Annotated in this window: 13 protein-coding genes and 1 tRNA gene; 12 read left to right on the forward strand and 2 right to left on the reverse strand. The window is 51.3% G+C overall.

What is annotated here, in order from left to right:
• Window position 1: 1 nt before the first annotated feature.
• Both ACKF11_RS09285 and ACKF11_RS09290 read left to right on the forward strand, forming a co-directional pair.
• Window positions 2–1,024 (forward strand): vWA domain-containing protein, encoded by a 1,023-nt coding sequence (locus ACKF11_RS09285; RefSeq protein WP_407996838.1) that lies wholly within the window; start codon window positions 2–4, stop codon window positions 1,022–1,024.
• Complete coding sequence (locus ACKF11_RS09290) at window positions 1,021–1,524, forward strand: SRPBCC family protein (protein ID WP_407996839.1); 504 nt, start codon at window positions 1,021–1,023, stop codon at window positions 1,522–1,524. The genes ACKF11_RS09285 and ACKF11_RS09290 overlap by 4 nt, the downstream gene beginning before the upstream one ends.
• A gap of 61 nt (window positions 1,525–1,585) precedes the next feature.
• On the opposite strand, the gene ACKF11_RS09295 is transcribed toward ACKF11_RS09290, so the two are convergent.
• Both ACKF11_RS09295 and ACKF11_RS09300 read right to left on the reverse strand, forming a co-directional pair.
• Window positions 1,586–3,055 carry a pyridoxal phosphate-dependent decarboxylase family protein gene (locus ACKF11_RS09295; RefSeq protein ID WP_407996840.1) on the reverse strand — a complete coding sequence of 490 codons (1,470 nt, stop codon included), beginning with the start codon at window positions 3,053–3,055 and terminating at the stop codon, window positions 1,586–1,588.
• Window positions 3,052–3,717, reverse strand: coding sequence for a 2OG-Fe(II) oxygenase (locus ACKF11_RS09300; RefSeq protein ID WP_407996841.1), 666 nt, complete (start codon window positions 3,715–3,717; stop codon window positions 3,052–3,054). Before ACKF11_RS09300 ends, ACKF11_RS09295 begins: the two co-directional genes overlap by 4 nt.
• A 112-nt stretch (window positions 3,718–3,829) precedes the next feature.
• Here ACKF11_RS09300 and ACKF11_RS09305 point away from each other — a divergent pair.
• The 10 genes from ACKF11_RS09305 to epsF all read left to right on the forward strand — a co-directional run bounded on the left by ACKF11_RS09305 (window position 3,830) and on the right by epsF (window position 15,649).
• Window positions 3,830–3,906: transfer RNA gene (locus ACKF11_RS09305), tRNA-Val, on the forward strand.
• A 244-nt stretch (window positions 3,907–4,150) separates the two neighbouring features.
• Window positions 4,151–6,817: a TonB-dependent receptor gene (locus ACKF11_RS09310; RefSeq protein ID WP_407996842.1), complete on the forward strand. Its 2,667-nt coding sequence runs from the start codon at window positions 4,151–4,153 to the stop codon at window positions 6,815–6,817.
• Window positions 6,818–7,179: 362 nt separating this feature from the next.
• Window positions 7,180–8,019, forward strand: a complete 840-nt coding sequence (locus ACKF11_RS09315; RefSeq protein ID WP_309566627.1) for a PEP-CTERM sorting domain-containing protein — start codon at window positions 7,180–7,182, stop codon at window positions 8,017–8,019.
• 125 nt (window positions 8,020–8,144) lie between these two features.
• A complete protein-coding gene (locus tag ACKF11_RS09320) occupies window positions 8,145–8,972 on the forward strand; it encodes a PEP-CTERM sorting domain-containing protein (protein WP_407996843.1) in 828 nt (275 codons plus the stop codon).
• 165 nt (window positions 8,973–9,137) lie between these two features.
• On the forward strand, window positions 9,138–9,794 hold the full coding sequence (locus ACKF11_RS09325; RefSeq protein WP_407997165.1) for a CAAX prenyl protease-related protein: 657 nt from the start codon (window positions 9,138–9,140) through the stop codon (window positions 9,792–9,794).
• A 19-nt stretch (window positions 9,795–9,813) separates the two neighbouring features.
• Window positions 9,814–11,019 carry an XrtB/PEP-CTERM-associated polysaccharide biosynthesis outer membrane protein EpsL gene (gene epsL, locus ACKF11_RS09330; protein WP_407996844.1) on the forward strand — a complete coding sequence of 402 codons (1,206 nt, stop codon included), beginning with the start codon at window positions 9,814–9,816 and terminating at the stop codon, window positions 11,017–11,019.
• 14 nt (window positions 11,020–11,033) lie between these two features.
• Window positions 11,034–12,419, forward strand: a complete 1,386-nt coding sequence (locus ACKF11_RS09335; RefSeq protein WP_407996845.1) for an undecaprenyl-phosphate glucose phosphotransferase — start codon at window positions 11,034–11,036, stop codon at window positions 12,417–12,419.
• Window positions 12,420–12,493: 74 nt separating this feature from the next.
• On the forward strand, window positions 12,494–13,384 hold the full coding sequence (locus ACKF11_RS09340) for an EpsD family peptidyl-prolyl cis-trans isomerase (protein WP_407997166.1): 891 nt from the start codon (window positions 12,494–12,496) through the stop codon (window positions 13,382–13,384).
• Between the two features lie 37 nt (window positions 13,385–13,421).
• Window positions 13,422–14,216 (forward strand): polysaccharide export protein EpsE, encoded by a 795-nt coding sequence (gene epsE / locus ACKF11_RS09345; protein ID WP_407996846.1) that lies wholly within the window; start codon window positions 13,422–13,424, stop codon window positions 14,214–14,216.
• Between the two features lie 44 nt (window positions 14,217–14,260).
• Window positions 14,261–15,649, forward strand: a complete 1,389-nt coding sequence (gene epsF / locus ACKF11_RS09350; RefSeq protein WP_407996847.1) for a chain length determinant protein EpsF — start codon at window positions 14,261–14,263, stop codon at window positions 15,647–15,649.
• Window position 15,650 lies beyond the last annotated feature (1 nt).

The raw sequence follows: 15,650 nt of genomic DNA on the forward strand, positions 1-15,650 counted from the left end.
TTTGCAGCGCTTTAAATTTTCCAGCCTGGACCTGCGCGGCCGCATGATGCTGGCAAGCGTGGTGTTGCTCGTGATTACCATGCTGAGCCCCAGCGCCACGTTGCCGCGGCGGGTGTTCGATTGGTTTTTCGTGCTGGATATCACGCAAAGCATGAACGTGCGTGACTATACGCTGGACGGGAAGAGCATCAGCCGGCTGGAGCTCTCCAAGAAAGCCATGCGCGAAGCATTGCGCGACCTGCCTTGCGGCTCCACCGTCGCCCTTGGCATGTTTACCGAACGCGGAACGCAGAACATCGTGCGGCCGCTAGAGGTCTGTGCGCATTTCTCCGCGCTGGACCAAACCATAGACCACATGGATTGGCGCATGGCCTGGGCTGCGGATTCGTTCATTACCCACGGGGTGTTGAGCGGCATCGAGCAGGCAGCCAAGCTTGGGCCCGACGTGCACCTGGCATTCTTTACCGATGGGCACCAGGCGCCGCCATCCAACCCTGATTATTTGCCCAAGTTCGAGGGCAAGCCGGGCGAAGTCGGCGGCATCTTGGTCGGTACAGGCAAGGAAGAGTTGAGCAGGATTCCCAAGCTGGACGAGCACGACAACATCATTGGCTATTGGGAATTGGAAGAAGTGATGCGTTTTGCCACGTTCGGCATGTTCACATCCAAGTCTGTCCATGAAATGGAAAAGGACATGGAAGTGGAGGACGACGACGGCCTTAACCGCCGTAACGCATCCCATGGCCGCAACCCGGCAGAAGATACAAAAGCCAACCTTTCCGGGCTGAATGAAAAAGAACTGAAGCAATTGGCCGAAACCACAGGCCTTAAATATAAACGCTTGGACTCGCCGCATGGATTCGCGCGTGATGCCACCGCAACCGGCATGGCAACTTGGCGGTCAGGCAAGACCGACCTCAGGCCATGGTTTGCCTTGCCAGCACTTTTATTGATTTTGGCGTTTTTTATGCCGCCAAGGTTTTTCGATTTCGTTCAACAACATTTGAGGTTTAAAAAAAGATGAAGTTATTAATTGCAATACTCAGCCTTGCCATTGCCGCGCCTGCATTCGCTCACGGCCCTACCCCGCGCAAGACGGATGAGGTGGTTGTGGTCAAGGCAGCCCCGGACGCGGTCTGGGCCAAGATTGCCGAGCCTTGCGGCATTGCCAAGTGGCATCCTGAAGTCAAGGCATGCGAGGCAGTCGACGACAAGACCGCCAACCTGACCTTGCAAAACGGAGGCAAGATCCAGCAGCAGGTAGACGAGCTGGACGTCGCCAACAAGACATTGTCATACCGCCTGGGCGGCGAGATCGCCCTCGAGGCATTGCCGGTAAGCTCGCTGACCGGCCGCATCAAGGTTGAGGCCGACGGCAGCAGTTCCAAGGTAAGCTGGATGGCGCGTTTCTACCGTTTCGATACCGGTAACGAACCTCCTGAAGGCCAGGACGATGAGACTGCGCAAAATGCGGTAGACAGCTTCATCAAGGCCGGCTTGGCAGGCCTGGAGTCCGGCAAGTAAGCAGGCAAGCATTTGAGGAAGCAAAGGGCAGGATCCACCTGCCCTTTTTTATTGGCGCTTATCAGGCGGACTGTATAAGCAGGCCGTCGCCGATAAGCCGGATGCTTTCCAGCAGGGCTTGCTGGTGCGACGGCTGGGTATAAGGGTTCATGAATGTGCACCGTAGCCAGATATGCCCATCGATATCGACTTGGCTCAAATGGAATAACTCCTGTTGCAGCAGTTTTTTTCGGATATCCATCTGTAAAGCATTCAACGTTGCCTTATCCAATGCGGCATTGCTTAAATAGCGGAAGCAGACAATATTGGTCTGCGGCAGCATCAATAAGGAAAAGTGTTGGGTTTTGGCGACAAGGCCGGCAAACTGTCCAGCCAGGGAGAATACATGCTCGATCAAGGTCGCCATTCCTTGCCTGCCGTAGAGCTTGAAAGCCGCCAGCAATTTCAGCCCCATCATGCGCTTGGTGCATTCCAAGGTGCGGCGGCTGGTATTGAAACCCATTGCTTCTATGTCGTCGTCCTCATGAAACAGGTAAGAGGCGTCCTGCGAGAACGCGCTATAGCTGCTGGCAGCGTCGCGGAACAGCACGGCAGAGACCGTGGCGGGCATGTACAACAGCTTATGCGCATCCCAGGTGACGGAATCCGCCAGCGCCATGCCTTCCAGTTTTTTGCGATGTTCTGCCGAAAGCAGTGCCGAGGCCCCGTGAGCGGCATCGACATGCATCCAAAGGCCGTGCGAGCGGCAATATTCCCCTATTGCCTGCAACGGGTCGATACTGCCGGTCGCTGTGCAGCCTGCGGTCGCCACCACCGCCATGACGGTTTCCTGCCGTGCTGTGCACATGTCATACGCTTGCCTCAAGGCATCGGTGGACATTTTTCCTTCCGCATCCACTGCTACAGGGAGGACCGCTTCCGTTCCTAGCCCCATGATGCCTGCGGCACGGCTGATGGAGTAATGCGAAAGCGCTGATGTGAGGATGCGCAGCCGCGGCGCAGTGTCGACGCCCTTGTTCCAGATGCTGTTCCCAACCTGCTGTCTTGCTGCAAGCAGGGCGGTGAGATTGGCCTGGCTGCCGCCCGAGGTCAGCACGCCAGATCCTTCAGGCCAGCCGATTAAGGTATTGAGCCAGCGGATGACTTGGCGCTCTATCAGCGTAGCCGCCGGGCCTGCCTCGTAGACCGCCATGGCCTGGTTGCTCAGTGCAGCCACCAGGTCGGAAAGCGCCGCCATGGGCAAGGGCGGCGCTGCCTGGTGCGCCATGCTGTGCGGGTGGTGCATCGCGAGGTTGCGGGGCAATATTGCCTGTCGAATCCAATCGGCGAAATCTTCAGGACGAAGTTCTGGATGCTCCGGCATGGTTTCCTGCCATGCTTGTTCCGCCTCAAGCGGAGGCTGCCATTGGATGAGGCTGGCATCGCCGCTCAACTCGCTGGCGAGCTGTTCGGCCAGCATGTCGATCAATGCATGGCCGCTGGCACGGAACTGTTCCGGGTCGAACAGGGGGTCGAGCCCTGGCAAGCTCATGACAGGCTGGAGCCGCGCTTCCTGAACCATCCGGTCAGGCTGATGCGTGGCTGGGACGCTGGAAGCACTTCATGCCAGAACTTGCCGGATAGAAACGCGACCAGCGTGCCGCCAAGCGGTACGGTGTCGATATAAGGCTCGGGTTCTTTCCCATCCAGGTAGAGGCGCAGCTGACCGCCGTATTCCTCTTTCCAGTCTTCGTTTAGGTAGAGAATGCAGCTGACCTGCCGCTCCTCGTTGCCACGGAACTGATCCAGGTGCTTGTTGTAAATCGCGCCCGGAGGATAAATGGCGAAGTGGTTTTCAAGCTCGAACAATCCCAGGAAAAGGTGGCGGTTGAGCGATTCGCGCAGGGTTTCCATGATGGCAGAAAACTCTTGCTGCACCGGGCTGGCATCGGCATGGTCGAGCCAATGGATCAGGTCGCCGCGTACCTTGCTATCCAACTGGTTGTTTTCAGCCTTGCCTATTGTCGCGCGCTGCAGCTTGCCGGCTTCCTGCAGTGCCATGGCTTCAGTACGCAATGATTGAATAAACGTGTCAGGCAGGAATCCGGGCACGATCGCGTAGCCTCGCTCGGCAATGCCGTCAGTAATTTGGTCGATATGGTGGCTGGCTGTGGCAAAAGGAAGCATGAAGAACCTTGGTTTGAGCTTAGTCATTATTATAGCGGCGTGTTCTCTGCGCATGCAGGCTTAGATTTTTGGCATTCAGGATTGCGAACCCAAGGGCATTGCGCTAAAATGCGCAGCTCTCTTGTTTTCAAGAGCAAATAGACCCGTAGCTCAGCTGGTTAGAGCGCTGCCTTGACATGGCAGAGGTCGATGGTTCGAGTCCATTCGGGTCTACCAATATTCCAAAGCCACCAGTCGGTGGCTTTTTGCTTTTGCCCTTTCTAATTAATTTGGTTGTATGTAGCCATTGGCTACAGCCATATGGGTGTGTATACAACCATCATCCAATCATTAACTAATCTCAATTCATTAATTTACCAATAAAAACAGTTGGTTATTATGTCATTCCCCTGATGGCTTAACTTTTGCTGGGTTGCTCTCCAAGCTGGCTGGAAAGCCAGTATTCATTAGAAAAAACAAGATGATGGATATGGAGAAGGAGAGCGTGTTGACACAAGTCAAGCTGGGAAGCATTCGCCAGCATAAAGTCATTTATGCATTACTGTTAATGCTGGGGGCTTCTGTAGAGTTGGCGATTGCCGCAGAAGAAGGGGAAGCAAATATTGCAGCAGAGGAGGGGAATGCGGTTCCCGAGCCCGCCATCAGGGTGGAGGAGATTGTGATCCGGGCTCCGCGCGTCCGCATTGTCAGCCCATTGCCTGGCGTAGGTTTCGACCGGGAGCAAGCCGCAACCAATATTCAAAGCGCGACCGGAAAGGAAATCTCGGAGTCGCGGGCGATCAACATTACCGAATTCATGAACAATAACATGCAGTCGGTGAGCATCAATGATTACGCAGGCAATCCTTTCCAGCAGGACCTCAACTTTCGTGGCTTTGCCGCCTCACCCATGCTGGGTACCCCGCAAGGCATTTCCGTTTATCTGGATGGCGTGCGGGTCAATGAGGCCTTTGGCGATGTCGTGAATTGGGATTTATTGCCCATGAACGCGATTGCGTCCATGGACCTCTTGCCGGGCTCAAGCCCATTGTTCGGGCTGAATACTTTGGGGGGGGCGCTTGCCATTCGTACCAAGACTGGTTTTACCGATAATTTCTTGCGCGGGGAGGTCGTCTCTGGCGCCTGGGGACGCCAGCAGGTACAGCTTTCCAATGGCATCAATAATGGCGTCCTGGGGTTGTTCACAGCCTATAACCACTTTGAGGAAGACGGTTGGAGACGCAATTCGCCCAGTAATCTTCGCCAGCTATACAACAACGCGAGTTTGAAGCTGCCCAAAGGCGAGCTCAACTTCAGCGTGCTCAATGTGGATACCGCATTGACCGGCAACGGCCTGTTGCCTTTCGAAATGGCGGAGACCAACCGTAAATGGGTGTTCACTTCTCCCGATGAGTCCACCAACAAACTGGATCATTACAACCTGAATGGCCGCTGGGACGTAAGTGATAATTTTGTCATCTCTGCCTTGGCTTATAAGCGCAAGATGCGCCAGTCCGCGATGAATGGCGATTTTTATGATGAGTATCAGCAGCTTGTTAGCCGGTTGCATATTGATTACATCAATGGGCGGTTCAATCTTTCCGACCTGAACCAGGACAGTTTCGGGTTGACCTTGCAAGCGGCATGGGATGTGGGAAACCATCAAATAGTGTTTGGAGGAAGCTTTGACAAGAACAAGGTCAAATTCAAACAACAGGAAATGTACGGCGAGCTTGACGCAGACCGTCAAGTCAACAATGTCAGGGATGAAGGGTATTACTGGGACGGGCTGTATGCGGCAAAGTATCCTGTATTGCGCAATGACCTGAAAGGGCACAGTACGACCAAAAGCTTATTTTTCAGCGACACCTGGTCTCCCAAGGACAATTTGCACATCACTTATGGCACGAGGTTTAACTGGTCGCATGTGGTGAATGAGTTGATGTCCGACTTCGGCAATGATCTTTATCAGTTTGAAATCAACCCTGCAAATCCGTTGAATGGAAATAGCGGCAGGTTGCTGGACCCAAGAAGGCAGCGTTGCCCGTTGCCCGGCGACCCCTTTGTCACATTTGCCCGTTTTGTCTGTACTGATGGGGATTACAAGTACAAAAGTTTCAACCCTTCCATTGGGGTAGTCTGGGAGGCGATCGAGAGCCTTAGCGTTTATGGAAATATCAGCCGGGGTGCGCGCATTCCTACGATAGTCGAGCTTGGCTGCGCACGTGACCATACCAAGGATAACCAGCCCGGCAGCACCAATTTTCAGTATGGCTGTTCGATTCCCACTTCTTTATCTGCGGATCCTTATTTGAAGCAGGTGCGCTCAACTTCATACGAGATCGGCCTGCGTGGCAATCATAGTGGGATGACCTGGAATGCCGGACTCTTCAGGACGGAGCTTAAAGACGACATTCTGTTCATGCCCTTGGGACGGAAAAATCGTGGCGTATTCGACAACTTCGGTGAAACCCTGCGCCAGGGCATAGAAATGGGCTTCAGGGGAGAAGCGGGCAAGAGCCGGTTCGGCGTTAATTACACTTATCTACTGGCTACGTTCGAGTCGCCAGCCAACGCCATCAATCCCAATAACAGCAGCAATACCGCTCCGCAGACTTTGCAGTCCTACGTGAATATTGAGCCGGGGGACAGCCTGTCCGGGATGCCGAGGCATATTGTGCAGGCCAATTGGAATTACCGTTTCAGCGACAGGTTTGATGCCACGTTGAATATGATCATGCATTCATTCTCTTATGTACGTGGAAATGAGAATAATGAACATAGACCAAGGGCGGCCACGCACGCCGGCTATCCCGGAGATGCGCAATATGCTGACCGCGACTCTTACGACTACATTGGCAAAGGCACTATCCCGGGCTATGCCATATTCAACTTGCGGGCTACTTATAAGTTTGACTATGGCATGACGCTGTTTGTAAAGGCGGACAATATTTTCAATAAGGAATATGCCACCGCTGGAGATTTGGGACGCAGCCCGTTCGGTTCGAATGGAGTCTTTAACCCGAACAATGCTGAATGGCAGAACACCACATTCATCGGACCCGGCGCTCCCCGTGCTATCTGGTTTGGGTTGGCGTTTGATCTCAACTGGAAAAAGCTTTCCGCCAATCAGGGTAACCCAAAATAGAGCGGTTGGTTGTTGGTGGTTGTGAATAACCGTATTGGTTGCTTGCAGCCGAAATTGGCAAGGGGAATTTTCCCCGCCGGATTTTTCCTTCTTTGGTTTGAATAGTCCGTTCGGACTATTTTTACCTGAGAGGCCTCCAGGCTGGAACGGTGAAAATGTCTTATATGTAAATGATTTGTAAATATTTTGTTTCTTTGTTGTTAATTCTCAAGTTAGGCCGTGCAAGGGAACATGTCCTGAATCGCCTCAATTAGGCCCGGAATTTGCAGATAGTGGCAGGTGATAGTCAATATCAAATCATGACTGTCAGCAATGGAGTCTCGTTCTATAGAGACTTGGCCATTCTTAACAAAAGGAGATTGATGATGAATTTGAGGTCTATGGCAATAGTTGCCATGCTGGTTTCGGCATCATCTGCATATGCAGGTGATTTCGTTAACTTGCGTGACGACTTGGCAAATCTGAGCGCAGCAAATGGTGGTTTGATTGGTGGGGCCAATAATCCATTCCGGGACCCTTTGTTCCTGGATGCCACTAGTTACACTTGGCTGAGTGGATATGGCAGCAACCCAAGCCAGTTGATTGCGACTTCGATTTCTTATTCCGCAAGCGGCGGTGCAGGTGTGCTGACCTTGCTCGACTATCACGTGACAACCGGGGTCGAATTGTTGCCTGGCGTAGCACAGGCCACTATCTATGATTTCGTGTTCCGCGACAGCAGAGACGATTCTTTGGTATTCGGTACTCGGTACATTAACCAAGTCAACAACAACCAAGAAGTAAACTTCCTCTACCGCTACGGTTTCGATGGGTATGACGCCGCATCGGCCTGGCTATTCCTCTCGGATTTCGACTTGCGTTTGTACGAAACCGGCCGTACCGAAGACTACTCCTACAGCAGCACTGTCGCATTTGATGCGGATGCCGTGCGTCAAAAGTCTGACATCAGTGTAAGCGAAGGCAACCCATACAGCGGCCTGTTCCTCGTAAAAACTGATGCTACAGAGTATGTCTGGGGCGATAAGGCAATTGGCTACTACCAAGCTGGTGAAGAAGGCCAAGCCATTGTAGGCGGATTCATCGGTGGTTTTGTTCCAACTGTCGCTGCAGTACCTGAGCCATCAGAATATGCCTTGATGATGCTTGGTTTGGGAGTGGTAGGTTTTGTGGCTGCACGCCGCAAAAAGCAAAATCTGGCTTAAAGCCAGTACGCAGTAAGTTTGGTACCGCAACGGTACTAAGCGCTATGGAGATAGTAGTTTAATCAAGAACGGAGTCATTGTCTGTTCATAAGGCAATGGCTCAATTTAAGAGGGGATTTTAAAAAATGCAACAAGTATTCAAACAAGCTATTGCCGGTGCCGCACTGGCGCTCGTGAGCGTCAGCAGCGCCTACGCAGGCGGTTTTGTCGATGTCCTGAACACAGGTGAGCGCACTCCTGGCAGCGTGAACAACGTACTGACAGACCCGTTCTTCCTGACTGGCGGTATTCCATCCAGCTGGGCTCAGCAGGCTTCTGTCACTACTGCCGTATACTCTCCTGTGAACAACAGCATTCAGGTTGGTAATTTCATCGACACCGTATGGATTGATGCAACCACTAACCAGCTGATTATCGGCAGTTACTTCCAACTGCTGCCTAATTATCCAACAGGCAATATCCACGGCGGCGGCGGTATCTCTGAAATCAATTCTATTGTACGTACTGGTTTTGCCGATGTAGACACTGTTTCTGCTGCTTGGTATTTCGCTTATGGCATTTATAGTGGTGCTGAAGACGGCTACCGCCTGCGTGATCCATCACGCTCTGGCTATGTAGCGTCTTACAATGCTGCCAATGCCGCTGCAGGCGATTATCTTGATCTGGACAAGGTTGCCATTCGTACCGATGTTAGCATCGGTGAAGATAACCCCAATTCCGGAATCTACTTCCTGAGCGTAGATGCATCCCAATACACCTATGTATTTGGTAGCAACGCTATCGGTATCATCCAGGGCGCTTCTACCAGCGAAGGTGGTCGTGTAGGCCAGGAAATCTGGTTGAGTGGTTTCCGTGTGGCTGCCGTTCCTGAGCCATCCGAATATGCGTTGATGCTGATCGGCCTGGGCATGATGGGTGTTGTGGCACGTCGCAAAAGCAAGGATTTGTCATAAATCTATCGCAGTAGCTCAGTAGCATTCAATAAGTCGGCTTGATGCCGACTTATTTTTTAGTCCGAATAGACTATACAAATGAGAATTTATATCATTTGTGAGCGAAGTTTTGTATCATGCCCGATTGAGCTGATTATCTAGTATATGTTTTTATCCCGGTTGAATATGCCGATTTGGAGTCGCGTAGCCCCGTTTGCGCTATATATGCTATTCATGGCAGCGGTGGACTTGGCTGCCCGGTTCGCGCCTACTGAGCTTGATCTGCGTTGGCTCTATGGCATCAAGGTCGGCCTGGTAGCCATATTGCTCTGGGTTTTACGTAAGCATTATGCCGAGCTCCGCGATATATCCTCGTTGGGAGCAAAGTCGTGGTTGAGCGCAACTGTTATTGGTGTGCTAGTATTTATCGCCTGGATCAATCTGGATGCGCCATGGATGTTGCTTGGCGACCGGTCTGCAGGATTTAATCCGGGAAGCGGACCAGATGCCTGTCTGCTAATGGCGACAAGGGTGATGGGGGCTGCACTGGTTGTACCCCTGATGGAAGAGCTGTTCTGGCGTTCATTCTTGATGCGCTGGATTCATAATCAACACTTCCTCAACGTCGATCCGCGGCAGGTAAGCGTCTTGGCCTTGCTTGTTTCATCCGCATTATTCGCGATAGAGCACACCGAGTGGTTTGCCGGCTTGCTTGCTGGCTTGGCATACGGCTTGCTTTATATCCGTAGCGGAAAAATATGGATGCCGATCATCGCCCATGCGGTGACCAACGGCATATTGGGAGTTTGGATTATCTATACCGGTAATTGGCATTACTGGTAGCCATGGGGGAAGTATTTCTTTGCGACTAACAGACTCTACTCATTATAAAAAGCTGGTCCTCACGGCAGTCATAAGCTGGAATGCAGCAGGAAATGCTGCTCCTGTTCTGGCGGCGGAGGGCGACGTCATCCGTCCCTATGTTAGCGCCACCTATGTCTACGATGACAATCTGAGGCGGCGCTCCGACAAGGAGTCGGACACCAGCGTGATTGGCAGGGTTGGCATCATTCTTGATAAGGATATCAGCCAACAAAATCTGTACGCCAATATTAGTGTCAACGAAACCAAATACAACAGAAACTCAGACCTGGACAACACCGGCAAGGATATTACCGCTCGCTGGAATTGGGTGTTGGGCTCAGAGTTGGATGGAAAATTTGAATACTACAAAAATGAAGCCATGCTACCGTTTGCGGATTTCCGTGGCTTTGATCTAAGTATGCGTACCCAGGAGCGTAAGAGGTTTGATGCTAACTGGCGTTTCCATTCAAGCTGGCGTGGTCGGTTTGGAGTGCAGCGCCAGGATGTTGAGTATGATTCCACAACTTTAAACGTGGCCTCCTTCCAGGAAAACTCCCAGCAACTGGGCCTAGATTACCTTGCCGAATCCGGCAGCAAGGTTGGCTTGGTATATACCCATGCGCGCGGCACACGTCCTGAGGACAGGCCAGCGTTTTTCCCGGGTGTCGGCGTGGTCTTTATCAATAATGACTACACCCAGCACTCCATCAAGGTGGATATAAGCTGGCTCTACTCTGCCAAGACACGTTTTGAATTCCTGGGTGGTTATGTCGATCGTAAGCATGACAGTTTTTCCCAGCGTGATTTTTCCGGCTTCAATGCGCACAGCAATATCACGTGGTCCATGACCGATAAAACCACGTTCAGGGCTTCGGCATGGCGCGATGCCAATGCGCTGTCCGTTGCGACCTCAAGTTACGTCATTGATAGTGGTACCAGTGCTGGTGTGACCTACAGCGCTACCAGCAAAGTCATGGTGTCGTCATCTGCGCGTTATCAGCAGCTCAAGTTTGAAGGTGATATCACCGGGCTGGATCAAGGGCGTACGGATAAGAACAAGTCATTATCCGTAGCGCTGATTTACAACCCGATGGAGTCCCTTAGTTTTACCACCAGTGTGAACAGAAATTTGCGAGACTCAACCTCTCCACTCCTCAACTACAACGCGACAAGCATTTCGCTTACTGGTCGATATGAATTTTGATGGTGCAAAGCCAAATGACCGTTAATGACATCCCTTTAGTCGCGTTTTTCAAGCAGCTGCTGGATCCGCTGGTTATTCTTGGCACCCTGTATGGGTTCACTCTGGTATTTGGAGAGCCTTTCAATGGCTATTACCTGATACTCGCGCTCCTGGCCTACTTTGTGTCCTCCAATGTCTATGAACGCCTAGATTTATATCGTACCTGGCGTAGCGGCAAGATTCTCGGTTACATCCGGGACATCCTGTTTGGTTGGGGTATTGTGGTTGCGGTGCTGGTGTTCATCGGTTACGCGGCGGATCTCTCCAGTCAGTACTTGGATGAAATGATTTACGCTTGGTTTGCCAGCGTGCCGCTCATGTTTATCGTCACTCATCTGACCATACGCAAGATAGCCTCGGATCTGCACAAGAATGGCGAAGTCAGGTCGGTGGTGATTGTGGGCGCCAATGATATTGGTGTGCGTCTCATCAATCGAATCAACGATGACCCCTACTTATTCATGGAGGTCAAAGGCCTGTTCGATGACAGAGAGGTGGGCAGGCATCCCAAGGGCATGCGCAACGTCCCTTTGCTGGGGTCAATGGCGGACATCGCCCCTTATGTGCGTGCCAACAATACGCAGATTATCTTCATCAGCCTGCCGATGTCGGCCCAGCCCCGCATCCGCCAGTTGTTCGAGGAATTGCAGGACACTACGGCCTCGATTTACTTCGTACCGGATATCTATATCTTTGATTTGGTTCAGGCACGCTTTGATGATGTGGCCGGGGTGCCGGTAGTGGCCATTCTGGAAACGCCATTCACGGGTTTCAATAGTTTAATCAAACGGACTAGTGACATTATTTTGGCGTCGCTTATTCTGTTAATGCTGTCTCCCATCATGCTGACACTGGCGCTGGCAGTGAAGTTGACCTCCCCTGGGCCGGTCATTTTCAAGCAGCGACGTTATGGCCTGAATGGTGAAGAGATCATAGTTTATAAATTCCGCTCTATGAAAGTGATGGAGGATGGTGACAAGGTGGTGCAGGCGCAGAAGCGCGATCAGCGCTTGACGCCGATTGGGGGGTTCCTGCGCAAGAACTCACTGGATGAATTGCCGCAGTTCATCAATGTGCTGCAAGGTCAGATGAGTATCGTGGGGCCTAGGCCGCATGCGGTTTCGCACAATGAGCAATATCGCAAGCTAATTCGGGGCTATATGCTGCGTCACAAGGTCAAGCCAGGTATTACTGGCTGGGCCCAGGTGAATGGTTTGCGTGGTGAAACTGACACCTTGGATAAGATGGAATCACGTATCGAGTATGACTTGGATTACTTGAGGCATTGGTCTCTGGCTTTTGATTTCTGGATTATTATCAGGACTGTGCTGGTTGTGTTCAAAAAAGATAACGCTTACTAGGTTGTTTAAATAGATTTTGAGGAGATTGGAAAGTGAATAAGGCATTGGTAACTAATTTCAAGCAATCTAGAACGATGTGCGTGGGCGCAGTCGCCGTGCTGGCGCTCGCGTTGTCTGCCTGTGGCGACAAGCATGAATCCAAGGCCAGCCAGTCCTTGGTCAAGGTCAACGGCAAAGAAATCACCGTGCACCAGGTCAACCAAGAGTTGGGCCGGGCCAATGTGCAGGAAAATCAACGTGAGCAGGCAACGCAACAGATACTGACTGCCCTGATTGACCGTCAATTGCTGGAGGAGGCTGCACTCAAGGCCAAGGTAGATCGCGACCCTAACGTCATGACCGCGATTGAGCGTGCAAAATCACAGATCATTGCCCAGGCTTACCTACAATCCAAGCTCGGCAATGTTGGCAAGCCAAGCAAGGCTGAAGTCGAGAGTTACTATAACCAGAATCCGCAATTCTTCAGCAAGCGCAGAATGGTGGAGATGGATCAATTGCTGATTGACTCCAAATACGCCAATGATGAGTTGAAAAATGCGCTTGGTAAGCTGAAGACGCTGCAGGAAGTTGCTGCATGGATGGATGTGCACGGCATTCAGTATGATCAAGGCCAGGTTTCACGTAGCGTGGCTGAATTGCCCCCGCAGATTTCCGAGCGCCTCAAGGCTGAAGGCAAGGGCAAGTTGTTTGTGATCGGTATGGGTCCTCGCACTATGCTGGTTATGATGAATGAAATCAAGGACAGCCCAGTTTCCCTGGCAGAGGCAACACCACAGATTGAGAACAACCTGCTCAACAAGTCACGCAAGGAAGTGGCTGAAAATGAAGTCAAGCGTCTGAAGGCAGATGCCAAGATTGAATACATTGATAAAAAACTGGAAACAGCCGCTGAATCCAAGGCACCGACAAAGAAGCGAATATCTACTGAAGATGATATCGCCAGTGGTGTTAGTGGCCTGAAATAAAGTGCTCCCAAATCCTTAATCTCAGGACGATAGTAAAATGAAAAAATTAATGACATGGTTTTTCCTGCTGATGCTGAGTCTGACACCGTTTGTAACGCATGCTGCGGAGTCTGACATTCCTCTGGGCGCTGGTGATGTACTGAAAATTTCGGTGTTCGAACAGCCTGATCTCTCGCTTGAGGTCAGGGTCAGTGAATCCGGCACCATCACCTATCCTCTGATTGGCGAAGTGCATGTGAGCGGCGGTACAGTTGCGCAAGCCGAGCAGAAGATTGCCAGTCTTCTGGAAAAAGGCGGTTTCCTCAAGAGCGCCCATGTCAACATCATCGTTGCCCAGCTCCAAAGCCTGCAGGTCTCTATTCTGGGTCAGGTCAATCGTCCAGGACGTTATCCTATTGATAGTGCCAAGACCCTTGCAGACGTGCTGGCACTGGCTGGTGGTATCTCGCCTGAAGGGGGTGATGTGATTACTCTGGTCCACACTGTTGATGGCCAGACGCTCAGAGACCAGATTGACTTGGCTGAAATGATGCGCACCGGTGACCTCAGCAAGAATGTCCGCGTTGCCGGCGGCGACATTGTGTATGTTGAACGTTTCGAGAAGTTCTATATCTATGGTCAGGTGCAACGTGCCAGCCAGTATCGTCTTGAGCACGAGATGACAGTGCTGCAAGCCCTCTCTGTTGGTGGTGGTTTGAGCCCACGTGGTACGGAAAAAGGCGTGAAGATTAAGCGTCGAGATGCCAATGGCCATATTGAAATCATCAATGCCAAGCATGATGATTTAATTAAGCCCAACGATGTCCTGTATGTGCAGGAAAGCTTCTTCTAATAAGATTTGTGACTTAACACTACTTCACAGGCAAGGGTTATCTAATGAGTTTTTCTCAGCTGCTCCTCATATTCAAAGCACGATATAAAGTGGTCATCTCTACGATCGCTGTAGCGATCGCTGTAGCCATTGCGCTCAATGTATTTTTACCAAACAGCTATACAGCCACTACTAGTATCCTTGTGAATTACAAGGGAGTGGATCCTGTAACTGGTATGGCTGTACCTGCGCAGTTACTCCCAGGTTATATGGGGACTCAGGTCGACATCATCACCAGCAAGAAAATCGCTAAGAAGGTAGTGAGTACTCTCAGGCTGACTGAAAGTGAGGATGTCGTTGCACGCTTCAACGATGCTACCGGTGGTGAGGGTGATATTACCGACTGGCTGGCTGACCTGTTGCTGAAAAAACTCGAAGTGAGGCCCGCACGTAACAGTAGTGTGTTGCAACTCGATTTTGATGGTGCCAATCCCAAATTTGCTGCGGTGATTGCCAACACCTTTGCGGAAGAATATATCCGGGCCACGATTGAGTTGAAGGTAGAGCCTTCCAAAAAGGCAGCTGATTACTTCGCACAACAACTGAAGGAACTGCGTAACGAAGTTAGTAAGGCCCAGCGAAAACTTTCTGATTATCAACAAGATAAAAGCATAGTCAGTGTTGATGAGCGCCTAGATATCGAACGCGCGAAGCTGAACGAGTTGTCCTCGCAATTGGTTCTGGCCCAGGGTCAGACACTGGAAGCCCAGTCGCGCCAGAATAGCGCATTGGGTTCTAACCCTTATGACTCTCCTGATGTGGCCAACAATGCTATGGTCTTGCACCTGAAGACAGAATTGGCGAGGTCTGAATCGAAGTTTGCTGATATTTCGCAGAAGTACGCGATCAACCACCCGCTCTACCAGGGCGCCAAGGCTGAAATCGATAACTTGAAATCTGAACTGAATAAACAGATACAGGCAGCCTCGGTCAATATCACCAGCAACTTCAAAATCCTCAAGCAGCGCGAAAATGAAATCCGTGCCTCTTTGGCCGAGCAAAAGAATCGTGTCATGAGTTTGAACAAGGACAGGGATGAGCTCACTATTTTGAACCGTGAAGTTGAGAATGCGCAAAGAGCCTATGAAATTGCAGCTCAACGCTATGCACAGATCAATCTTGAGGGCCAGTCCAATCAGGCGGATGTTTCGATTCTCAATCCTGCCTCACCACCGCTCTATCCAAGCAGCCCGAAGAAAATTCTGAATATTGCAGTTGCCTTAGTACTGGGTACTATCCTGGGCCTCTTATTCAGCTTGCTGGCTGAATTGACCAACGAGCGTGTGCGCTCCGAAAGAGTGTTGGTTGAAATTGTTGGCGCCCCTTTGCTTGGGGTGATAGACAAAAGTAAGTCTCAGTCCAAGATCCAACGTCTTTTGGCCAAGAAAAACTAAT

This window comes from Methylobacillus draconifructus (assembly GCF_045984385.1).
Lineage (GTDB): Bacteria > Pseudomonadota > Gammaproteobacteria > Burkholderiales > Methylophilaceae > Methylobacillus > Methylobacillus flagellatus_A.

Bases quoted from the DNA above. Each gene is read 5' to 3' on its own strand.
- ACKF11_RS09290 (WP_407996839.1), top strand. From the start codon at position 1,021: ATGAAGTTATTAATTGCAATACTCAGCCTTGCCATTGCCGCGCCTGCA.
- ACKF11_RS09295 (WP_407996840.1), bottom strand. From the start codon at position 3,055: ATGAGCTTGCCAGGGCTCGACCCCCTGTTCGACCCGGAACAGTTCCGT.
- ACKF11_RS09300 (WP_407996841.1), bottom strand. From the start codon at position 3,717: ATGACTAAGCTCAAACCAAGGTTCTTCATGCTTCCTTTTGCCACAGCC.
- ACKF11_RS09310 (WP_407996842.1), top strand. From the start codon at position 4,151: ATGATGGATATGGAGAAGGAGAGCGTGTTGACACAAGTCAAGCTGGGA.
- ACKF11_RS09315 (WP_309566627.1), top strand. From the start codon at position 7,180: ATGATGAATTTGAGGTCTATGGCAATAGTTGCCATGCTGGTTTCGGCA.
- ACKF11_RS09320 (WP_407996843.1), top strand. From the start codon at position 8,145: ATGCAACAAGTATTCAAACAAGCTATTGCCGGTGCCGCACTGGCGCTC.
- ACKF11_RS09325 (WP_407997165.1), top strand. From the start codon at position 9,138: ATGCCGATTTGGAGTCGCGTAGCCCCGTTTGCGCTATATATGCTATTC.
- ACKF11_RS09335 (WP_407996845.1), top strand. From the start codon at position 11,034: ATGACCGTTAATGACATCCCTTTAGTCGCGTTTTTCAAGCAGCTGCTG.
- ACKF11_RS09340 (WP_407997166.1), top strand. From the start codon at position 12,494: ATGTGCGTGGGCGCAGTCGCCGTGCTGGCGCTCGCGTTGTCTGCCTGT.
- epsE (WP_407996846.1), top strand. From the start codon at position 13,422: ATGAAAAAATTAATGACATGGTTTTTCCTGCTGATGCTGAGTCTGACA.
- epsF (WP_407996847.1), top strand. From the start codon at position 14,261: ATGAGTTTTTCTCAGCTGCTCCTCATATTCAAAGCACGATATAAAGTG.